The sequence below is a fragment of the Enterobacter sp. 22466 genome, from assembly GCF_052044775.1.
In the GTDB taxonomy this organism is placed as follows: domain Bacteria; phylum Pseudomonadota; class Gammaproteobacteria; order Enterobacterales; family Enterobacteriaceae; genus Enterobacter; species Enterobacter dissolvens.
Genome location: NZ_JBQENX010000001.1, coordinates 662,037 through 677,783, shown reverse-complemented (window position 1 = coordinate 677,783; position 15,747 = coordinate 662,037). Strand labels below are relative to the sequence as shown.

Genomic DNA, 15,747 nt, shown 5'->3' with positions numbered 1-15,747 from the left:
TTACTCTTTGAAGGGGTTGCGCGTGGCGGCAGGTGCGCTCACGCCGACCGGCATGGAATGGTCCTGCTTTGGATAGGCAGGCAGGACGGCGTTATCGGTGTTCTCAACGATGCCGAGTTTTTTCTCCTCCAGACGCTGCTGTTGACGGGCGCGGATCTGGTCGTATTTCTCCTTCGTCGCCGCGCTGTAGTTGTCGTCATCACGCAGGACGGTGGTATGGATAAAGACCATCAGGTTGCGCTTCGACGTATCCTCCGAGGTATAGCGGAACAGCTGTCCCACCAGCGGCAGATCGCCGAGCAGTGGCACTTTCGACACGTTCTGTTTGCTGACGTTTTCCATCAGACCGCCCAGCACCACCGTCTGGCCACTGTGGACCATCACTTCGTTGTTGATGGTACGGGTGTTGAAGGTTGGGCCGAGGCTGGCGTCTTCGGTGGCGCTGGCATCGACGCTGGAGACCTCCTGTTCAATCTTCAGGTGGATCATGTCCCCGTCGTTGATCTGCGGAACAATCTTCAGCTTGGTACCGACGGTTTTACGCTCAACCGAGTTAAACACGTTGTCGCCGCTGGTGGTCTGAGAACCCGACAGCACCGGCACATCCTGGCCCACGTTGAATGACGCCTCTTTGTTATCCAGCGTCACCACGCTTGGCGTGGAGAGAATATCGTTCTTGCCGCTGGTGGAAAGCGCGGTCAGCAGTGCGCCATAGTCACCGTTGAAGAAACCGGTCGCGAGGCCAGTAAAGGAAGCTCCTTTGATCGTGCCGTTTTTGATCTGGCTAATGGGCAGACCGGTCGAGCCGAACTGTACGCCGCCGTGTTTGCCGGTCCACTGCACGCCGAGATCCATGCCGTTACCGTCCTGCACTTCCGCGATGATGGCTTCCACCAGCACCTGCGGGCGGCGTATATCCAGCTTGTCGATCACCTTCTCCAGCGAGTTCATGACGTTTGGCTGGGCGGTGATCACCAGCGAGTTGGTTGACTCATCGGCGGTGATATTCAGTTCGCTGTTGGTTGTCGCAGTTTTGCTTTTCGCCGCACCGGCTTTGTCTTTCAGCTGTTCACCGATACCGGTCAGCACCGGCACCACTTTCGAGGCGTTGGCGTATTTCAGGTAAAAGACGCGGGTATTGCCCTCGTTGTTCTGCTCGCGATCGAGCTGGCCTATCAGTGAACGGGTGCGCGCGCGCGCATCTTCGGTCCCGCTGATCACCAGGCTGTTGGTTTCATCATCGGCCACCACTTTGGTCGCCAGCTGCGGGGCGTTCTGCCCTTTCTGCTCTTCATTGTTGAGGTTGTTCAACATATCGGAGAGCTCTTTGGCCGAGGCATAGCGCAACGGTACGATTTCACGACGCTGCATACCGGAACGGTCCACGCGCTCAACCAGATCCACCAGGCGGTTCACCACCGAGGCTTTACCGGTTAACAGCAGCACGTTAGAGGGTTCAAAATGGACCACGTTGCCGATCCCCGAGGCGTCGTTCAGCTGGCGCAGCAGCGGGGCCAGCTCGCGTACCGGCACGTTCTCCATGCGCACCACGCGGGTGATGATCTCATCCCCTTTGCCCGGGTTTTTGCTGTCGGCCACCGGCACGCCAGCGGTACGCGCCACGCTGGAACGCACCACTTTGATCATGCCGTTATCCATTGGGATCACCGACAGACCGTAGAGATCCAGCACGCTCAGGAAGAACTGATAATATTCATCTTCCGACAGCACGTTATAGGTTCTCACCGATACCGTGCCCTGAACGGAGGGATCGACGAGAATCGTTTTATTCAGATTGCGACTTACCGTATCGATAAATTCGCGAATATCGGTATTTTTAAAACTGGCGCTAAAGTTGGCTGCAAACAGCGAACCGGAATATAACGACAATGCGGTCAGCGCCACGCACGCCCATGGAAATTTCTTCATGATGTACACTTGTTAATTGTTTAAAACATTAACCCGAATATTTTCAAGGTGAGCATGCCGCCTGACGACGACGTCCGCCTCTTTCATTTTCGACCAGTTGGCGATGATATTTTTCGCCTGCGCTTCTTTCGTCATATCGACGTCATTGACTCTCACCACCACATCGCCTTTTTCCAGTCCTGCGTCACGGTAAAAAGGAGACATATTCCGTGGATTAATATTAAAGCCTTCCAGTTGGCCATTATCGATTAACGGTTTTAACACCAGATAATCATCGAGATGCAGACTGTCAGCGCCGGCATCATTTTTCGATTTCGTCACCGGGCTATTGCCTGCATCGCCCTTAAAATAAGGCGGCTGTTTGAGGGCGAGCGTTTGCTTCGTGCCTTCATACTGAACAACCACGTTATCTTTATTAATTTCATCCACATAGGCATCGTCGAACCCCACCAGCGGTTCCCCTTCCCGGTAGCTCTGCTGCCCGGCGGGGGTCTTAATCACGGCGAACGACAACCACGACTCATCGCTGCGGATGATGCCTTCAATTTCTGCAGACAGCGGCGCTTTTACCGCCGCCGGAACATCGGCCTGACGGACCGCAGCCGTAAAAAGACCAAACGTTTTGTCACTGTTACGCGGTTTTAGCGGCGTCTTATCAGCATTCGCTAACTTATTCGTAACCTTTTTATAATCTTTAAAAACGACATAACCCTGCTGGCTGCAAAATATCAGCATGAGAAGCATGATGCAGGGCGTCATTAGCCTGGAAAGGAATGCGTTCCTCATTATTATCGGGCCTTTTAGCAAAGCAGGAATTCGCAGCGGTATGCTGCATAACTGAGTGAGCAAATAGTAATAAGCGTGACCAGTGCAAACCACCGGCTTCGCTATTAACTTTAATGAAGAAAATGATTGACCGGAAAAAAAGGGAATGTTAGATGCAGCCAGAAAGGTTATTTTTACTCTGGTGTTAAATTGACCATGACAGGGGCTTACCGTACTTTTCGCCCATTGCTATTAAAGAGAAGAGACGGTAAGTCGTTATGTATCAGAGCCATTTTAAATTCAGTACCCCGCCGTTCAGAAATATCACCCGCAAGTCGGGCGATTTTCTGGTGCCTTATCATCAGGATGTATTTAATCTTCTGAAAGAGAAAAGCCAGCAGGCAGGGATCACCGGGCTCTTTTACCACGACAGCGAACTGCTGGGGCAGTTCAGCGATGCCCTCAAAGCCCACAGCAAATCGGTGCTCTGTATTAATGCCTTTCCAAAGCTGAGCGCCAGTAGCCTGCTCTTCAAACTCAACCCGGTAGCGAAAGAGAAGAACAAGCTCCAGGCGGTTGACGCCATTATTCGCCAGTGGCGCGATACAAAGCCGACCCACAAGGTGCTGGTGATCTCTCAGGCGCAGGCGATGAAAGCCAGCGGCTATGACGTGCTGGGTATACTGCTTACCCGTGCGCAGGAGCTGGATGTTCGCCTGTCGATTGTGCTGATGGGTACGGCCGACCAGGAAGTGATGCTGAAAGCCTCTGCCCTGCAGGAATATGTGCTGACCTGCCATACCCTGCGCAACCTGACCTGCCGTGAGTGCCTGAGCTACGTTGACGCCCAGTGTGAAGAGCACGGCGCGGACGTCTCTCCGTTGACGCCCGCTCGCGTGAAAAAAATCCACGCCCTGACCAAAGGCCACATCAGCAAGCTGAACGAACTGGCCCATCTTTCCCTGCTGGCCGCCTGGACCGAACGCGCGCCCAACGTTGGACCGCGTCATTTGCGTCTCGCGAGCGGTGAAGCCCTTCCAGCGGCAAAACGTGGTAAAACGCTGGCCTCCATCGGGTTATTGGCCTCTGTCCTGTTCGCCGCCTGCGGCTGGATGATGACGTCCTCTATTACGGCAAAACTGCCGGTGGCGCTGCCGGTACCGGCCAGCTGGAAACAGCAGGTTAAAACGCCAGACGCACCGGTATTACCGGTAATCGACAACGAGGTGGTAAATCAGCCCGATGCCATGCACCAGCTTTACGCCATGTGGGGGTATGACGCTTCTGCCGACGATGCGCTGTGCCAGAATGCCGCAAAAGTGAATCTGATGTGTAAACAAGGCAATGCCCCCCTGGACGCGCTGGCAAATGACGGTTACCCGTGGGTGAGCGAGATTAAGACCGGCGATCACATCAATTACGCCGTCGTGGCGCGTGCCGGGAAAAATTCCCTCGATCTACTGATGAACAACCGCACCTGGCAGGTGAGCCGCACGTGGTATAACCAGCACGCGACGGGCAATTACACCCTCCTGCACCGCCTGACACCGTCAGGAAAAGACGAAATCACCGCCGCCAGCGACCCTAAAGATCTTGCGTGGCTGGATCAGCAGCTGAGCGTGGCGCTGGGCGAAAGCGAAACGCACGATAAGAACTGGACGGCGGAGCTGATGAAACGCACCCGCGAATTCCAGGAAAAAATGCACCTTCATGTTGACGGTATTGCGGGTGAAGACACCCTGATGCAGTTGATGCGCGAAACCCATACGACGCCGAGCGTGCTGATCCAGACCACCCAGGCTACCCCGACTACGCAAGAGAAACACGCATAATGTCTACCATCTGCCTCGCTGCCCAGCGCAGCTATACCACCGGCGAACCGGTCTGGTTCTCATGGCGTTTGCCGTCATTCAGTAAAATACTCAGCGTGGTGACGCTCTGGTGTCTGGGGCTGTGCGCGCTGATCGTCGCCGGGCTTTATGCCCATGTGTACTGGAATTTACGCCATCCGGCACCGGTGGTGAAAAAAGTGAGCGTCGTAAAAGCACAAACCAGTCTGTCGGATATGCACTATGTGTATGTGACAAAACCATTCCCCCATCTGCAGCCTAAACCGCAGCAGGTGAAAGTGCAGGACGATTTACCGCCGATGGAGAATATGCCGATCAACAATGATGAAAATGACTGGCAGCAGGCCCCGGAGGGTGCATTACCGGATAACCCCGTCACCCAGGATACCTCACGCGATACTTTGCCCGGCACCGGGGCACACGAACAGGCGATGAAATCTGACGATGAGGGTTCGTTAAAAGCCCTGTTTATGCAGGCGCTAAAACAGCAGCAGGATGATATGGCGAAGGGAAAAATGCCTGCGCCACCGGTTGATGAAACGCCGAATGCGTCTCCTTCCATAATAAAAGGAGACGCCGGAGGAGATTAATATTTTTCCGGTAAATTGGTCAGGCTAATCAGTCGTCCTTTTTCGACCACTATGTATTGCCCTTTTTTCAGATCGGAGAGGATTTTAATAATGGTGCTGCGTGCCAGGTTGGTGTATTCCTGAATGTAATCATAAATATTAATATCGCGCTGATGCTGAATAATCAGTTCATTAATTTCAATCAGGAATTCACGTACAACGGAATAGGCACTACGGGCAACTAAAACATCATCGCGTTTGCTGAGCAAACAGATATACCATGCCAGCACTTTGGTAAGCTCAGGCCACAGCCCGAGCCGGGACATTAACTGCTGGAATTCATCTTTATGGATGGTACGCACTACGGTGTTACTGCGCACCACGCCCTGCATATGTGCGGAATTGTAGAATATGGCGGAGAGACCGAAGATGCATTGTCCCTGCAGCGTAAACATACATAAATCATCAGAACTTCGGCGGAACTCCACTTCACCGCTGACAATAATGTGAATATTATCTGAGTTGCAGGTGGATATTTTTTGCCATTTCCTCAACGTTTTTTCTTCATAACCAACCGTTGCAGAAATAATGGCTTCCATTTCATGATGGGGACGTGTTTTTTTACCAAAGATGCTTAACATTATTATACCCAATTAAGATGTTTAAATAAGAAGTGATCCGGCACAGTGTTACATTGCCGTAAAAATGAATTCTGTATTTTTTAAATTAATTAAATCAGCCCGGAACGGGGGATTTATATTTGATTCATGCTGTGAATCGATGAAGCAATCTTAATTGAGGGCGATTTTAAATCAATTTACTTAAAATGAATTGAGAATGTACTTAAGATTAATCTTACGACTGATTCCGTTAAAGTGAGGCGTTCGGGGGTATCCGAAGGATTACCCCTGCCCGTATTTCTCTAAAAGTGCTTCGGCAATGGCCATCGTTTCCACATCCGCGACACCGTTCCACAGCTGCGGCCTGAAGTGCATCTGGAACACCATAATGATGCGCTTCTGCTGGGCGGGAGTGCTATTGGCCGGTACGTCGTAACCGTAACGCGCGAGCAAATCGAGTAACGCTGCGGTGTCCACGGCCTGATACCGTGGCCGTCCGTTCATATAGAACGCCACGCGGGACGCGTCTGGCCAGGCACCAATCCCCTGCTCTGCAAGCTCGCGCCACGGGAACAGCGGGCCGGGATCGTCCTTACGCTGGGGCGCAATATCCGAATGGGCCACCACATTCTCGGGCTTAATGTTGTAGCGGGCGATAATGTCTTTTGCGAGCGGCACCAGGGCCGCAATTTGCGCAGTCTCAAACGGCGTAAAGTGCTTCACCCCGGCCGTTTTTTGCCAGCCACGGTTCTCCAGCTCTATGCCGACCGACGTATCATTAATACGGTTGGTGCCGCGCCAGAAGCTGATGCCCGCATGCCAGGCCAGTTCGTTCTCAGGTACCAGCTGCCAGATGCGCGGCTTGCCGTCCGGTGCGGGCGGGTTGGCAGGGATCAAATAGTGGGAGCTGACGTTTTTGTCCGTTAGCGTGGCCAGCGAGCTGTCAAAATCATCGGCAGTATAGTGGATAACCAGCACCTTAATACGCGGGTACGCCGCCTGCGCCTGATGACGGGTATCGAGCTCATAGGCGCCTTTATCGACAATGCCTTTTTCCGTGGCGCACCCTGCCAGCAACAGCGCCAGCAGGAGTGTTGAAAACGCGCGTTTCATCGACGGGTTTTCACCGCCGTACCGCTTACGCTCACCATCAGCATGCTGGCATCTTTACCGACGGTTTCGTAGTCGATATCAATCCCCACGACCGCATCGGCCCCCAGCGCTTTGGCCTGCTCGCCCAGCTCTTTAAAGGCAATTTCGCGGGCTTTACGCAGCTCTTTTTCATAGGCCCCAGAGCGACCGCCGACGATATCGCGGATCCCGGCAAAGAAGTCGCGAAAAATGTTGGCCCCCAGGATGGCTTCCCCCGTGACCACACCGCAATACTCGGTAATCGGCTGCCCTTCCAGGGTTGGCGTTGTTGAAAACTGCATGGTTTCTCTCCTTCTTTAGCGTTCAATGCCTTAGCCCATAACTTCACCAGCATTATCGGTCCGTTACGCTATGATTGAAAGGATAGTTAATAAATAAGGAAATCAACATGCGCTACTCTGCTTTAACGCTTTTGGTGCCCTGCGCGCTGGTGCTCAGCGCGTGTACCACCACGGTCACGCCAGCCTTTAAGGATATCGGTACCCGCAGCGGCCCCTGTACAGAGGGTGGCCCGGATACCGTGGCGCAACAGTTCTATGATTATCGCATTCAACACCGCAGCAACGATCTCACCGGCCTGCGTCCGTACCTGAGCGATGGGCTGGCAAAACTGCTGAACGATGCCTCGCGCGATCCGCAGCATAATGCGCTGCTGAAATCCGATCCGTTCTCCAGCCGCGCCACACTGCCGGACAGCGCCGAGGTGGCCAGCGCCTCGACCATCCCGAACACCGATGCGCGAAACATTCCTCTGCGCGTGAAGCTGACCCAGGGAACCCAGACCTGGCAGGATGAAGTGCTGATGATCCGCGAAGGTCAGTGCTGGGCGGTGGACGACGTACGCTATGTCGGCGGCAGCGTTCATGCCCCGGCAGGCACGCTGCGCCAGTCGATTGAGAATCGTTAAACCTTCTGTTTCAGAATTGTAAACCCCGAAAAATGTGCGGCATTTCATGCGGAATGCCGACATTTATACTCGCCGCCCCTGGCCTTCGCTATTTTGTGCTATGTTTAAGGGGTATTACGGGTTATATTTAACTTTTAACGCAGAAATATTGCATAACTATTCTGTCAACGGTACTATCTGCGGCCTCAATTGCTATAGATTGCCTGGATGAGTAAAGACTGCCCCGATGAGTATTAAACTAAACGGCATTAACTGCTTCTACGGCGCACACCAGGCGCTGTTCGACATCACGCTCGAGTGCCCCGAAGGCGAAACGCTGGTTTTGCTTGGCCCAAGCGGCGCGGGTAAAAGCTCCCTTCTGCGTGTTCTTAATCTGCTTGAAATGCCCCGTTCGGGTACGCTGGCGATTGCCGGTAACCATTTTGATTTTGCGAAAACGCCGTCCGATAAAGCGATTCGTGAACTGCGTCAAAACGTTGGCATGGTCTTCCAGCAATACAACCTCTGGCCGCACCTGACTGTCCTGCAAAACCTGATTGAAGCGCCGTGCCGCGTTCTCGGTTTGAGCAAGGATCAGGCGATGGCGCGGGCTGAAAAGCTGCTGGAGCGTCTGCGCCTTAAGCCCTACAGCGATCGTTATCCGCTGCACCTCTCCGGGGGTCAGCAGCAGCGTGTGGCCATTGCCCGTGCGCTGATGATGGAGCCTGCGGTGCTGCTGTTTGATGAACCCACCGCCGCGCTGGACCCGGAAATCACCGCCCAGATCGTGAGCATCATTCGTGAGCTGGCGGAAACCAACATTACTCAGGTCATCGTTACCCATGAAGTGGAAGTGGCGCGTAAAACCGCCAGCCGTGTGGTCTACATGGAAAACGGGTATATCGTTGAGCAAGGTGATGCGAGTTGCTTTACCAACCCGCAAACTGATGCCTTCAAAAACTACTTATCTCACTGATTGTGCTAGGGAAAATGATAATGAAAAAAGTATTGATTGCCGCGCTGCTCGCTAGCGTCAGCCTTTCCGCTACCGCAGCCCAGACCATCCGTTTCGCCACCGAAGCGTCTTATCCTCCGTTTGAATCTATCGACGCCAACAACAAGATTGTGGGCTTCGATGTCGATCTGGCTAACGCGCTGTGTAAAGAGATCGACGCGACCTGTACCTTCAGCAACCAGGCGTTTGACAGCCTGATCCCAAGCCTGAAGTTCCGCCGTATCGACGCCGTGATGGCCGGTATGGACATCACGCCAGAGCGTGAAAAGCAGGTGCTGTTCACCACGCCGTACTATGACAACTCCGCCCTGTTCATTGGTCAGAAAGGGAAATATACCTCTGTTGACCAGCTGAAAGGCAAGAAAGTCGGCGTGCAGAACGGCACCACCCACCAGAAATTCATCATGGATAAACATCCGGAAATCACCACCGTGCCTTACGACAGCTACCAGAATGCGAAGCTGGATCTGCAGAACGGCCGTATCGATGGCGTGTTTGGTGACACCGCGGTGGTGACCGAATGGCTGAAAGCCAACGATAAACTCGCGCCAGTGGGCGACAAAGTGACCGATAAGGACTACTTCGGCACAGGTCTGGGGATTGCCGTACGTCAGGGCAACACTGAGCTGCAGCAGAAATTTAACGCTGCGCTGGAAAAAGTGAAGAAAGACGGCACCTACGAAACCATCTATAAAAAATGGTTCCAGAAGTAATTCCTGATGAATGAAATTCTTCCTTTAGCAAGCGCCGCCGGGATGACCGTCGGCCTTGCCGTTTGCGCACTGATTATCGGCCTGGTGCTGGCGATGTTCTTTGCGGTATGGGAATCTGCAAAATGGTTCCCTGTCGCCTGGACCGGCTCCGCACTGGTCACCGTGCTGCGTGGGCTACCGGAGATTCTGGTGGTCCTGTTTATCTATTTCGGTTCCTCACAGCTGCTGTTAACGCTGTCGGACGGCTTTACCCTCAATCTTGGCGTCGTGCAGATCCCGGTGCAGATGCAGATTGAAAACTTCGACGTCAGCCCGTTCCTCTGCGGCGTCATTGCCCTTTCCCTGCTCTATTCTGCGTATGCGTCGCAAACCCTGCGCGGTGCGCTGAAAGCGGTACCGCAGGGACAATGGGAATCCGGCCAGGCGCTGGGGATGTCGAAAGCGGCGATCTTCTTCCGTCTGGTGATGCCGCAGATGTGGCGTCATGCCCTGCCGGGTTTAGGTAACCAGTGGCTGGTGTTGCTGAAAGATACCGCGCTGGTGAGCCTGATAAGCGTTAACGACTTAATGCTGCAGACCAAAAGCATCGCCACCCGCACCCAGGAGCCGTTTACCTGGTACATTGTGGCGGCGGCTATCTACCTGGTGATCACGTTGCTGAGTCAGTACATCCTTAAGCGTATTGACCTGCGTGCGACGCGCTTTGAACGGAGACCAGGCTGATGCTGGAGTATTTACCCGAGCTGATGAAAGGGCTGCACACCAGCCTGACGTTGACCGTGGCGTCCATCATCGTGGCGCTGATCCTGGCACTGATCTTTACCATCATCCTGACGCTGAAAACGCCGGTGCTGGTGTGGATTGTGCGCGGCTATATCACCCTCTTTACCGGTACGCCGCTGCTGGTGCAGATCTTCCTGATTTACTACGGCCCGGGTCAGTTCCCGTCGCTGCAGGAGTATCCGGTTATCTGGCACCTGCTCTCTGAGCCGTGGCTGTGTGCCCTGATTGCCCTCTCACTGAACAGCGCGGCGTACACCACCCAGCTGTTCTACGGGGCGATCCGCGCCATTCCGGAAGGGCAATGGCAGTCCTGCGGGGCGCTCGGCATGAGCAAGAAAGACACGCTGGCCATTTTGCTGCCGTACGCCTTTAAGCGCGCCCTCTCCTCTTACTCCAACGAAGTGGTGCTGGTGTTCAAGAGTACCTCGCTGGCCTACACCATCACCCTGATGGAAGTCATGGGCCACGGGCAGTTGCTGTACGGGCGCACCTACGACGTGATGGTATTCGGCGCCGCAGGCGTGGTCTATCTGGTGGTTAACGGACTGTTGACGCTGATGATGCGCCTGATCGAGCGTAAAGCGCTGGCGTTTGAGCGCAGAAATTAATCACGCGAATGCATAAAACGCAATTAAGGGAGCGGGTAACCTGATGGGTTATCCGCTTTTTTTTATTCTTTAATAAATATTTAATCATTTATATTGAATACAAATTCATTAAATGGCATTGTACCTTCATAAGACCTACAGACGGGAGTATGATAATGAAAAAGTTAGTTCTGGCCGCATTACTGGCAACCTTTGCCGCAGGCGCAACAGCAGCAGATAAAATCAATTTCGGCGTTTCTGCCACTTACCCGCCATTTGAATCGCTGGATGCCAGCAATCAGATCGTGGGGTTTGATATCGATCTGGCGAAAGCGCTGTGCAAACAGATGCAGGCCGACTGCACATTTACCAACCACGCCTTCGACAGCCTGATCCCGTCCCTGAAATTCAAAAAATACGACGCGGTGATCTCCGGTATGGACATCACGCCAGAACGTAGCAAGCAGGTAGCCTTCACCGACCCGTACTACGCCAACTCGGCGGTGGTGATTGCGAAGAAGGGGGCTTATAAATCCTTTGATGAGCTGAAAGGCAAACGCATCGGGATGGAAAACGGCACCACGCACCAGAAATACCTGCAGGACAAACATCCTGAAGTGAAAACCGTGGCCTATGACAGCTATCAGAACGCAATCATCGACCTGAAAAATGGCCGTATCGATGGCGTCTTTGGTGACACCGCCGTGGTGAACGAGTGGCTGAAAACCAACCCGCAGTTGGGTACGGCGACCGAGAAAGTAACCGATCCGCAGTACTTCGGTACGGGTCTGGGCATCGCGGTACGTCCGGATAATAAAGCATTGCTGGCAAAACTGAATGGCGCGCTGAAGGCGATTAAAGCTGACGGTACGTATCAGAAAATCAGCGACCAGTGGTTCCCGCAGTAATGGTTTTTGCCGGGTAAGGCGCTGCGCCACCCGGCACTCTCTCACAACGGCACGAAGAACCTGAACCGCGCCCCACTCACCGACTCCATCAGCCTGATCCCGCCCCCGTGCAGCTCCAGCATCCGTTTGACAATCAGCAGCCCTAACCCGCCGCGATTTTCCCGCGACGCCTGCAGATTTAACGCCGAAGGCCGCTGGAACAGATCGTCACGCAACGCGGCATCCACCCCTGTTCCTGAGTCAGCCACCTCAACCTGCAGCTTTTCATTCTCCTGCCACACGGCGAGACGGATCCTGCCACCGGTTGGCGTGTGGCGGATCGCGTTATCCAGCAGATTGGTCACCACGCGCTCAATCATTGAAACATCGGCGTACACCAGCGGCAGCGGCCCGGGAACGTCAATCTGCAGCTGTAGTTCGCGGGTGCGCGCCGTGAGCTCAAACTTTTGCGCCACGTCGGAAATAAGCTCTCCCATTGCGAAGCGTTCACGCTGCGGTTTAATGCCGCCGTGCTCAAGACGCGCCAGCTCAAACAACTGTTGCGACAGATGACGCACCTTCTGCCCCTGACGCAACGCCGTGGCGAGGTATTGCTGATGCTCCTGCGGTGTCAGCGTGGCGGATTTCAGCGACAGCGTTTCCAGATAGCCCAGCAGCGAGGTCAGCGGCGTGCGTAAATCGTGCGAGATGTTGGCGATAAACTCCCGGCGCTGACGATCGCTGTCGGCCAGCTGATCCCACTGGGAGGTGATTTTGCGCGCCAGCTCAATAAAGCTGTTACGCAGCAGCGCCACTTCATCCTGTGCCGCGACCTCCAGCGGCTGTGCCGCCAGCTGTTTGATCGTACTGATGCTGTCCTGGTCCAGCCCGGCGACCTCCTCGGTGAGACGTTTAACCGGACGTGTCACCCAGTACCAGACCAGCAGCCCCGCCAGCAGGCCAAACAGTGCCACCCACAGCAATGACCAGAGCAGCGTACTCCACAGCGCCTTGTGCCACGCCATCTGGGCCAGCGCGTTCGACTCTTCGCCCTGCAGAACAATATACAGATAGCCTTTAAGTTCGCCGTCCTGACGTAACGGCGTCGCGCTGAACACTTTTTTGTTCTGGCTGCGCGGATCGTCGCCAAAAACTGGCATCGCCGCCCCGCTGAGGAACTCCTGTACCGGCGCAAGATCGATGCTTTGTCGCTGAATATGGCCCGGCGGTGCGGCATCGGCGAGGATATCGCCATCCGGGGAGACGACGTACAGCTCAACGCTCGGATTGAAGGTCATCAGCCTGTCAAACAGCGGTTTCAGCGCGTTGCGATCAACCCTGCCCTGTGCGTTCAGAATCGCTTCGCGCTGCACGATCTGTTGCGCCAGGCCACCAGAGAGACGCTGCACCATGGCGTTGCCATACTGCATGCTGCTGTAGAGCTGTACCGCGCAGGCGACGGTGGCACAGAGCATCATCAATAAGATGAACAGCAGCGTCAGGCGCTGGCTCAGACTAAAGCGGCGCATCTGGGTTCAGCTCCGCGAATTTGTAGCCTTTGCCCCACACGGTGCGAATGATCTCCGGCTCGGCTGCGTCTTTTTCAATCTTGATGCGCAGGCGATTGATATGGGTGTTAACGGTATGCTCGTAACCTTCGTGCTGATAGCCCCACACCTGCTCCAGCAGCGCTAGGCGCGAGAAGACCTCGCCAGGATGGCGGGCAAAGAAGTACAGCAGTTCAAACTCGCGCGGGGTGAGATCCACCATCTGGCCGTGAAGCAGCACGCTGCGGGCCAGCGGATCGATCGTCAGGCCATGCGCCTGAATATTCCCGGTACTCTGCGCCTGCCCCATCGCCTGCTGGCGGCGGAACAGTGCTTTGATGCGGGCAATCAGTTCCTGCACCGAGAACGGTTTTGCCAGATAATCATCCGCGCCGGTTTCCAGTCCGGTAATTCGATCGGTTTCGCTGCTGCGAGCGCTGATAATGATCACCGGCAGGTAGCGCGTCATCTGGCGAATACGACGGCAAATCTCCAGGCCGTCGACGTTAGGGAGCATGAGATCGAGGATCACCGCGTCCCACGGCTGTTTTTCAAGGCACTGTAACGCGTTGCCGCCGTCGGGCTCGTGGGTGATGGTGTAGCCTTCATCTTCTAAATTGAGTCGCAGAAGTGCCGCGATATCGTGGTCATCTTCCACCAGCAGGATCTGCTTCATGGGTAAGCCTTATTTCATCTCTTATGACGTAAGCTTACCTGATTTCGCAGGGTTGAAGAGTTCACATTTTGTTGAAGATTTTGCGGATGTCATGCCGGGTGGCGGCTACGCCTTACCCGGGATGCGGATCAGCAACGTCAACACTTCATAATGCGCAGTATGCGGGAACATATCGAAAAGCTGAACGCGTTCAACGCGGTAGCCCGGCAGGTGAGCGATATCTGTCGCCATGGTGCGGGCGTTGCAGCTGGAGTAAATAATGTAATCCGGCGCCATCTGGCTCAGATAGTCGCACAGCACCTTGCCAATGCCCCGGCGTGGCGGATTGACCAGCACCAGCTCCGGCACGTTGCCCTGCCCGGTCGCGAACTGCGTGGAGTCCAGCGCCTGGAAGTGCAGATTGGTTAATCCGAGCTCAGCGGCAGACTGTTTTGCGCAGGCAATCGCTTCGGCGGAGATCTCAATCCCGGTCAGCTGCATCTCCGGCGTGGCGCAGTGCAGACCAAAGCCCCCGACACCGCAGAACAGATCCCACATATGATGGATGTTTAACACCCGAACCCAGTCGCGGGCGGTGGCATATAACGCACTCGCCACCGTCGGGTTGGTCTGGAAGAAACTTTGCGGGCGGATCCACAGCGGCACATCGTTGAAGGTTTCCGCCAGTGCATGCTGCCCGGTGAAGAAGATCTCTGTCTCCCCCTCCATGATCGCCATATGCACCGGCTGAATGTTGGCGGTAATGACCTTCAGCTGCGGAAGCTGCTCCTGCAGCCATGGCAGCGCCGCGCGAAGCTGCTCCAATTTAGCGTCCGAGCGCAGCACGAAGCGCAGCATCATACCGCCGTCCATCTGGCTTTCGGTCAGCAGGAGGTATTTCAGCTCGCCGCGCTTGCGGGCAACGTTATAAGGGGTTAATCCTGCCCGGGCAATAAACGGTTTTAACGCCGCAAAGACCGGCTCAAACGAGGCAGGATACAGCGGGCAGCCGGTGAGATCTTCCGGCGTGCCGTCGCGATGCAGCATGCCCAGCAGCGGTTTTTCAACGCTGCCGCTGACCACCATTTTGGCTTTATTACGAAAACCCTGCTCCGGGCCGCTGACGGGTGCGCACCACTCGCCCACCGCGTATTCAGCCAGCAGTTGTTGCAGGTCGGCCATTTTGGCGGTGAGTTGTTGAGAGACCGGCTGTTCTATCCACTGACAGGAGCGACAGCGTCCGGCGTCATAGAGTGCGCACTGCATAGGAAAACCTTAAGAATAACGAGGGCTGCGATTATACACATTATTGCAGGCGGAAGAACCGTCGGCTGGACGCAGGAACAAAGAGCAGGCAGAGCACCAGCAGATCTGGCAGTTTTTGCATAAACAGCGCGCGCAGGATCTCGCGTTTCGATTCGCCCGCGATGCTGAACAGCTCAGGGTAGCCGTAGCCCAGCGAGGCGGCCCACAGATAACCCGCCGCAATCACCTGCGTCAGCAGATAAATCCAGCGCGCCCAGTTGCGCCCTTTCACCAGCGAAAACGCGCAGTAGATTTCGATAAATACCAGCACAAGGCTGCTGAGGAAAACCAGCGTCAGGTTCCAGGTTTGCACGCTGCGGTGAATGAATTCACCGATGCCGCGCGCCCCCAGGGTGTTGAGGATCATCAGAACATCAAGACAGCGGATCATAATAATAGCGAGCGCCGCCACCTGCACCAGCGCAGGAACGTTTGGACGAGCGTGCGTAAGACGTGATTTTTTTAATAATCCCAATGTTTTACT

The 15,747-nt window shown here is 54.8% G+C and carries 17 protein-coding genes; 8 read left to right on the top strand and 9 right to left on the bottom strand.

Annotated features, from left to right (window positions below; genetic code table 11):
- A complete protein-coding gene (gspD, locus tag ACTJJI_RS03235) occupies positions 1–1,929 on the bottom strand; it encodes a type II secretion system secretin GspD (protein WP_014831243.1) in 1,929 nt (642 codons plus the stop codon).
- 12 nt (positions 1,930–1,941) lie between these two features.
- The gene (gspC, locus tag ACTJJI_RS03230; protein WP_043951590.1) at positions 1,942–2,673 is read right to left on the bottom strand and encodes a type II secretion system protein GspC; all 732 of its coding nucleotides are present in this window, start codon (positions 2,671–2,673) and stop codon (positions 1,942–1,944) included.
- A 299-nt stretch (positions 2,674–2,972) separates the two neighbouring features.
- On the opposite strand from gspC, the gene ACTJJI_RS03225 reads away from it, so the two are divergent.
- Both ACTJJI_RS03225 and ACTJJI_RS03220 read left to right on the top strand, forming a co-directional pair.
- A complete protein-coding gene (locus ACTJJI_RS03225; protein WP_440653016.1) occupies positions 2,973–4,526 on the top strand; it encodes a peptidoglycan-binding protein in 1,554 nt (517 codons plus the stop codon).
- Positions 4,526–5,134: a hypothetical protein gene (locus ACTJJI_RS03220; RefSeq protein ID WP_368278133.1), complete on the top strand. Its 609-nt coding sequence runs from the start codon at positions 4,526–4,528 to the stop codon at positions 5,132–5,134. The genes ACTJJI_RS03225 and ACTJJI_RS03220 overlap by 1 nt, the downstream gene beginning before the upstream one ends.
- Here ACTJJI_RS03220 and ACTJJI_RS03215 read toward each other — a convergent pair.
- The 3 genes from ACTJJI_RS03215 to ACTJJI_RS03205 all read right to left on the bottom strand — a co-directional run bounded on the left by ACTJJI_RS03215 (position 5,131) and on the right by ACTJJI_RS03205 (position 7,166).
- Positions 5,131–5,754, bottom strand: a complete 624-nt coding sequence (locus ACTJJI_RS03215) for a helix-turn-helix domain-containing protein (protein WP_125365175.1) — start codon at positions 5,752–5,754, stop codon at positions 5,131–5,133. The genes ACTJJI_RS03220 and ACTJJI_RS03215 overlap by 4 nt on opposite strands.
- Positions 5,755–6,015: 261 nt before the next feature.
- Positions 6,016–6,846, bottom strand: a complete 831-nt coding sequence (locus tag ACTJJI_RS03210; protein ID WP_014831238.1) for an N-acetylmuramoyl-L-alanine amidase — start codon at positions 6,844–6,846, stop codon at positions 6,016–6,018.
- On the bottom strand, positions 6,843–7,166 hold the full coding sequence (locus ACTJJI_RS03205; RefSeq protein WP_006174327.1) for a heavy metal-binding domain-containing protein: 324 nt from the start codon (positions 7,164–7,166) through the stop codon (positions 6,843–6,845). Before ACTJJI_RS03205 ends, ACTJJI_RS03210 begins: the two co-directional genes overlap by 4 nt.
- A 107-nt stretch (positions 7,167–7,273) precedes the next feature.
- Here ACTJJI_RS03205 and ACTJJI_RS03200 point away from each other — a divergent pair, with 107 nt between their 5' ends.
- From ACTJJI_RS03200 to artJ, 6 genes are all read left to right on the top strand, one after another.
- Positions 7,274–7,792 carry a lipoprotein gene (locus ACTJJI_RS03200; RefSeq protein ID WP_014831237.1) on the top strand — a complete coding sequence of 173 codons (519 nt, stop codon included), beginning with the start codon at positions 7,274–7,276 and terminating at the stop codon, positions 7,790–7,792.
- A gap of 226 nt (positions 7,793–8,018) precedes the next feature.
- Complete coding sequence (gene artP / locus ACTJJI_RS03195; RefSeq protein WP_013097360.1) at positions 8,019–8,747, top strand: arginine ABC transporter ATP-binding protein ArtP; 729 nt, start codon at positions 8,019–8,021, stop codon at positions 8,745–8,747.
- A gap of 20 nt (positions 8,748–8,767) precedes the next feature.
- Positions 8,768–9,499, top strand: a complete 732-nt coding sequence (artI, locus tag ACTJJI_RS03190; protein WP_014831236.1) for an arginine ABC transporter substrate-binding protein ArtI — start codon at positions 8,768–8,770, stop codon at positions 9,497–9,499.
- A gap of 6 nt (positions 9,500–9,505) precedes the next feature.
- Positions 9,506–10,222: an arginine ABC transporter permease ArtQ gene (gene artQ / locus ACTJJI_RS03185; protein ID WP_013097362.1), complete on the top strand. Its 717-nt coding sequence runs from the start codon at positions 9,506–9,508 to the stop codon at positions 10,220–10,222.
- Positions 10,222–10,890 (top strand): arginine ABC transporter permease ArtM, encoded by a 669-nt coding sequence (gene artM / locus ACTJJI_RS03180; RefSeq protein ID WP_440653012.1) that lies wholly within the window; start codon positions 10,222–10,224, stop codon positions 10,888–10,890. The genes artQ and artM overlap by 1 nt, the downstream gene beginning before the upstream one ends.
- 155 nt (positions 10,891–11,045) lie before the next feature.
- Positions 11,046–11,777, top strand: coding sequence for an arginine ABC transporter substrate-binding protein ArtJ (gene artJ, locus ACTJJI_RS03175; protein ID WP_013097364.1), 732 nt, complete (start codon positions 11,046–11,048; stop codon positions 11,775–11,777).
- A gap of 41 nt (positions 11,778–11,818) precedes the next feature.
- On the opposite strand, the gene ACTJJI_RS03170 is transcribed toward artJ, so the two are convergent.
- The 4 genes from ACTJJI_RS03170 to ACTJJI_RS03155 all read right to left on the bottom strand — a co-directional run bounded on the left by ACTJJI_RS03170 (position 11,819) and on the right by ACTJJI_RS03155 (position 15,738).
- Positions 11,819–13,285, bottom strand: coding sequence for a sensor histidine kinase (locus ACTJJI_RS03170; protein ID WP_334751724.1), 1,467 nt, complete (start codon positions 13,283–13,285; stop codon positions 11,819–11,821).
- A complete protein-coding gene (locus ACTJJI_RS03165; RefSeq protein ID WP_014831233.1) occupies positions 13,272–13,979 on the bottom strand; it encodes a response regulator transcription factor in 708 nt (235 codons plus the stop codon). Before ACTJJI_RS03165 ends, ACTJJI_RS03170 begins: the two co-directional genes overlap by 14 nt.
- Before the next feature lie 105 nt (positions 13,980–14,084).
- Positions 14,085–15,224, bottom strand: a complete 1,140-nt coding sequence (gene rlmC / locus ACTJJI_RS03160; RefSeq protein ID WP_257256100.1) for a 23S rRNA (uracil(747)-C(5))-methyltransferase RlmC — start codon at positions 15,222–15,224, stop codon at positions 14,085–14,087.
- Between the two features lie 40 nt (positions 15,225–15,264).
- The gene (locus ACTJJI_RS03155; protein WP_096928627.1) at positions 15,265–15,738 is read right to left on the bottom strand and encodes a YbjO family protein; all 474 of its coding nucleotides are present in this window, start codon (positions 15,736–15,738) and stop codon (positions 15,265–15,267) included.
- Positions 15,739–15,747: the final 9 nt, after the last annotated feature.

Excerpts from the sequence above, each read along its gene's own strand:
- gspD (WP_014831243.1), bottom strand. The coding sequence starts at position 1,929 with ATGAAGAAATTTCCATGGGCGTGCGTGGCGCTGACCGCATTGTCGTTA.
- gspC (WP_043951590.1), bottom strand. The coding sequence starts at position 2,673 with ATGCTTCTCATGCTGATATTTTGCAGCCAGCAGGGTTATGTCGTTTTT.
- ACTJJI_RS03225 (WP_440653016.1), top strand. The coding sequence starts at position 2,973 with ATGTATCAGAGCCATTTTAAATTCAGTACCCCGCCGTTCAGAAATATC.
- ACTJJI_RS03220 (WP_368278133.1), top strand. The coding sequence starts at position 4,526 with ATGTCTACCATCTGCCTCGCTGCCCAGCGCAGCTATACCACCGGCGAA.
- ACTJJI_RS03215 (WP_125365175.1), bottom strand. The coding sequence starts at position 5,754 with ATGTTAAGCATCTTTGGTAAAAAAACACGTCCCCATCATGAAATGGAA.
- ACTJJI_RS03210 (WP_014831238.1), bottom strand. The coding sequence starts at position 6,846 with ATGAAACGCGCGTTTTCAACACTCCTGCTGGCGCTGTTGCTGGCAGGG.
- ACTJJI_RS03205 (WP_006174327.1), bottom strand. The coding sequence starts at position 7,166 with ATGCAGTTTTCAACAACGCCAACCCTGGAAGGGCAGCCGATTACCGAG.
- ACTJJI_RS03200 (WP_014831237.1), top strand. The coding sequence starts at position 7,274 with ATGCGCTACTCTGCTTTAACGCTTTTGGTGCCCTGCGCGCTGGTGCTC.
- artP (WP_013097360.1), top strand. The coding sequence starts at position 8,019 with ATGAGTATTAAACTAAACGGCATTAACTGCTTCTACGGCGCACACCAG.
- artI (WP_014831236.1), top strand. The coding sequence starts at position 8,768 with ATGAAAAAAGTATTGATTGCCGCGCTGCTCGCTAGCGTCAGCCTTTCC.
- artQ (WP_013097362.1), top strand. The coding sequence starts at position 9,506 with ATGAATGAAATTCTTCCTTTAGCAAGCGCCGCCGGGATGACCGTCGGC.
- artM (WP_440653012.1), top strand. The coding sequence starts at position 10,222 with ATGCTGGAGTATTTACCCGAGCTGATGAAAGGGCTGCACACCAGCCTG.
- artJ (WP_013097364.1), top strand. The coding sequence starts at position 11,046 with ATGAAAAAGTTAGTTCTGGCCGCATTACTGGCAACCTTTGCCGCAGGC.
- ACTJJI_RS03170 (WP_334751724.1), bottom strand. The coding sequence starts at position 13,285 with ATGCGCCGCTTTAGTCTGAGCCAGCGCCTGACGCTGCTGTTCATCTTA.
- ACTJJI_RS03165 (WP_014831233.1), bottom strand. The coding sequence starts at position 13,979 with ATGAAGCAGATCCTGCTGGTGGAAGATGACCACGATATCGCGGCACTT.
- rlmC (WP_257256100.1), bottom strand. The coding sequence starts at position 15,224 with ATGCAGTGCGCACTCTATGACGCCGGACGCTGTCGCTCCTGTCAGTGG.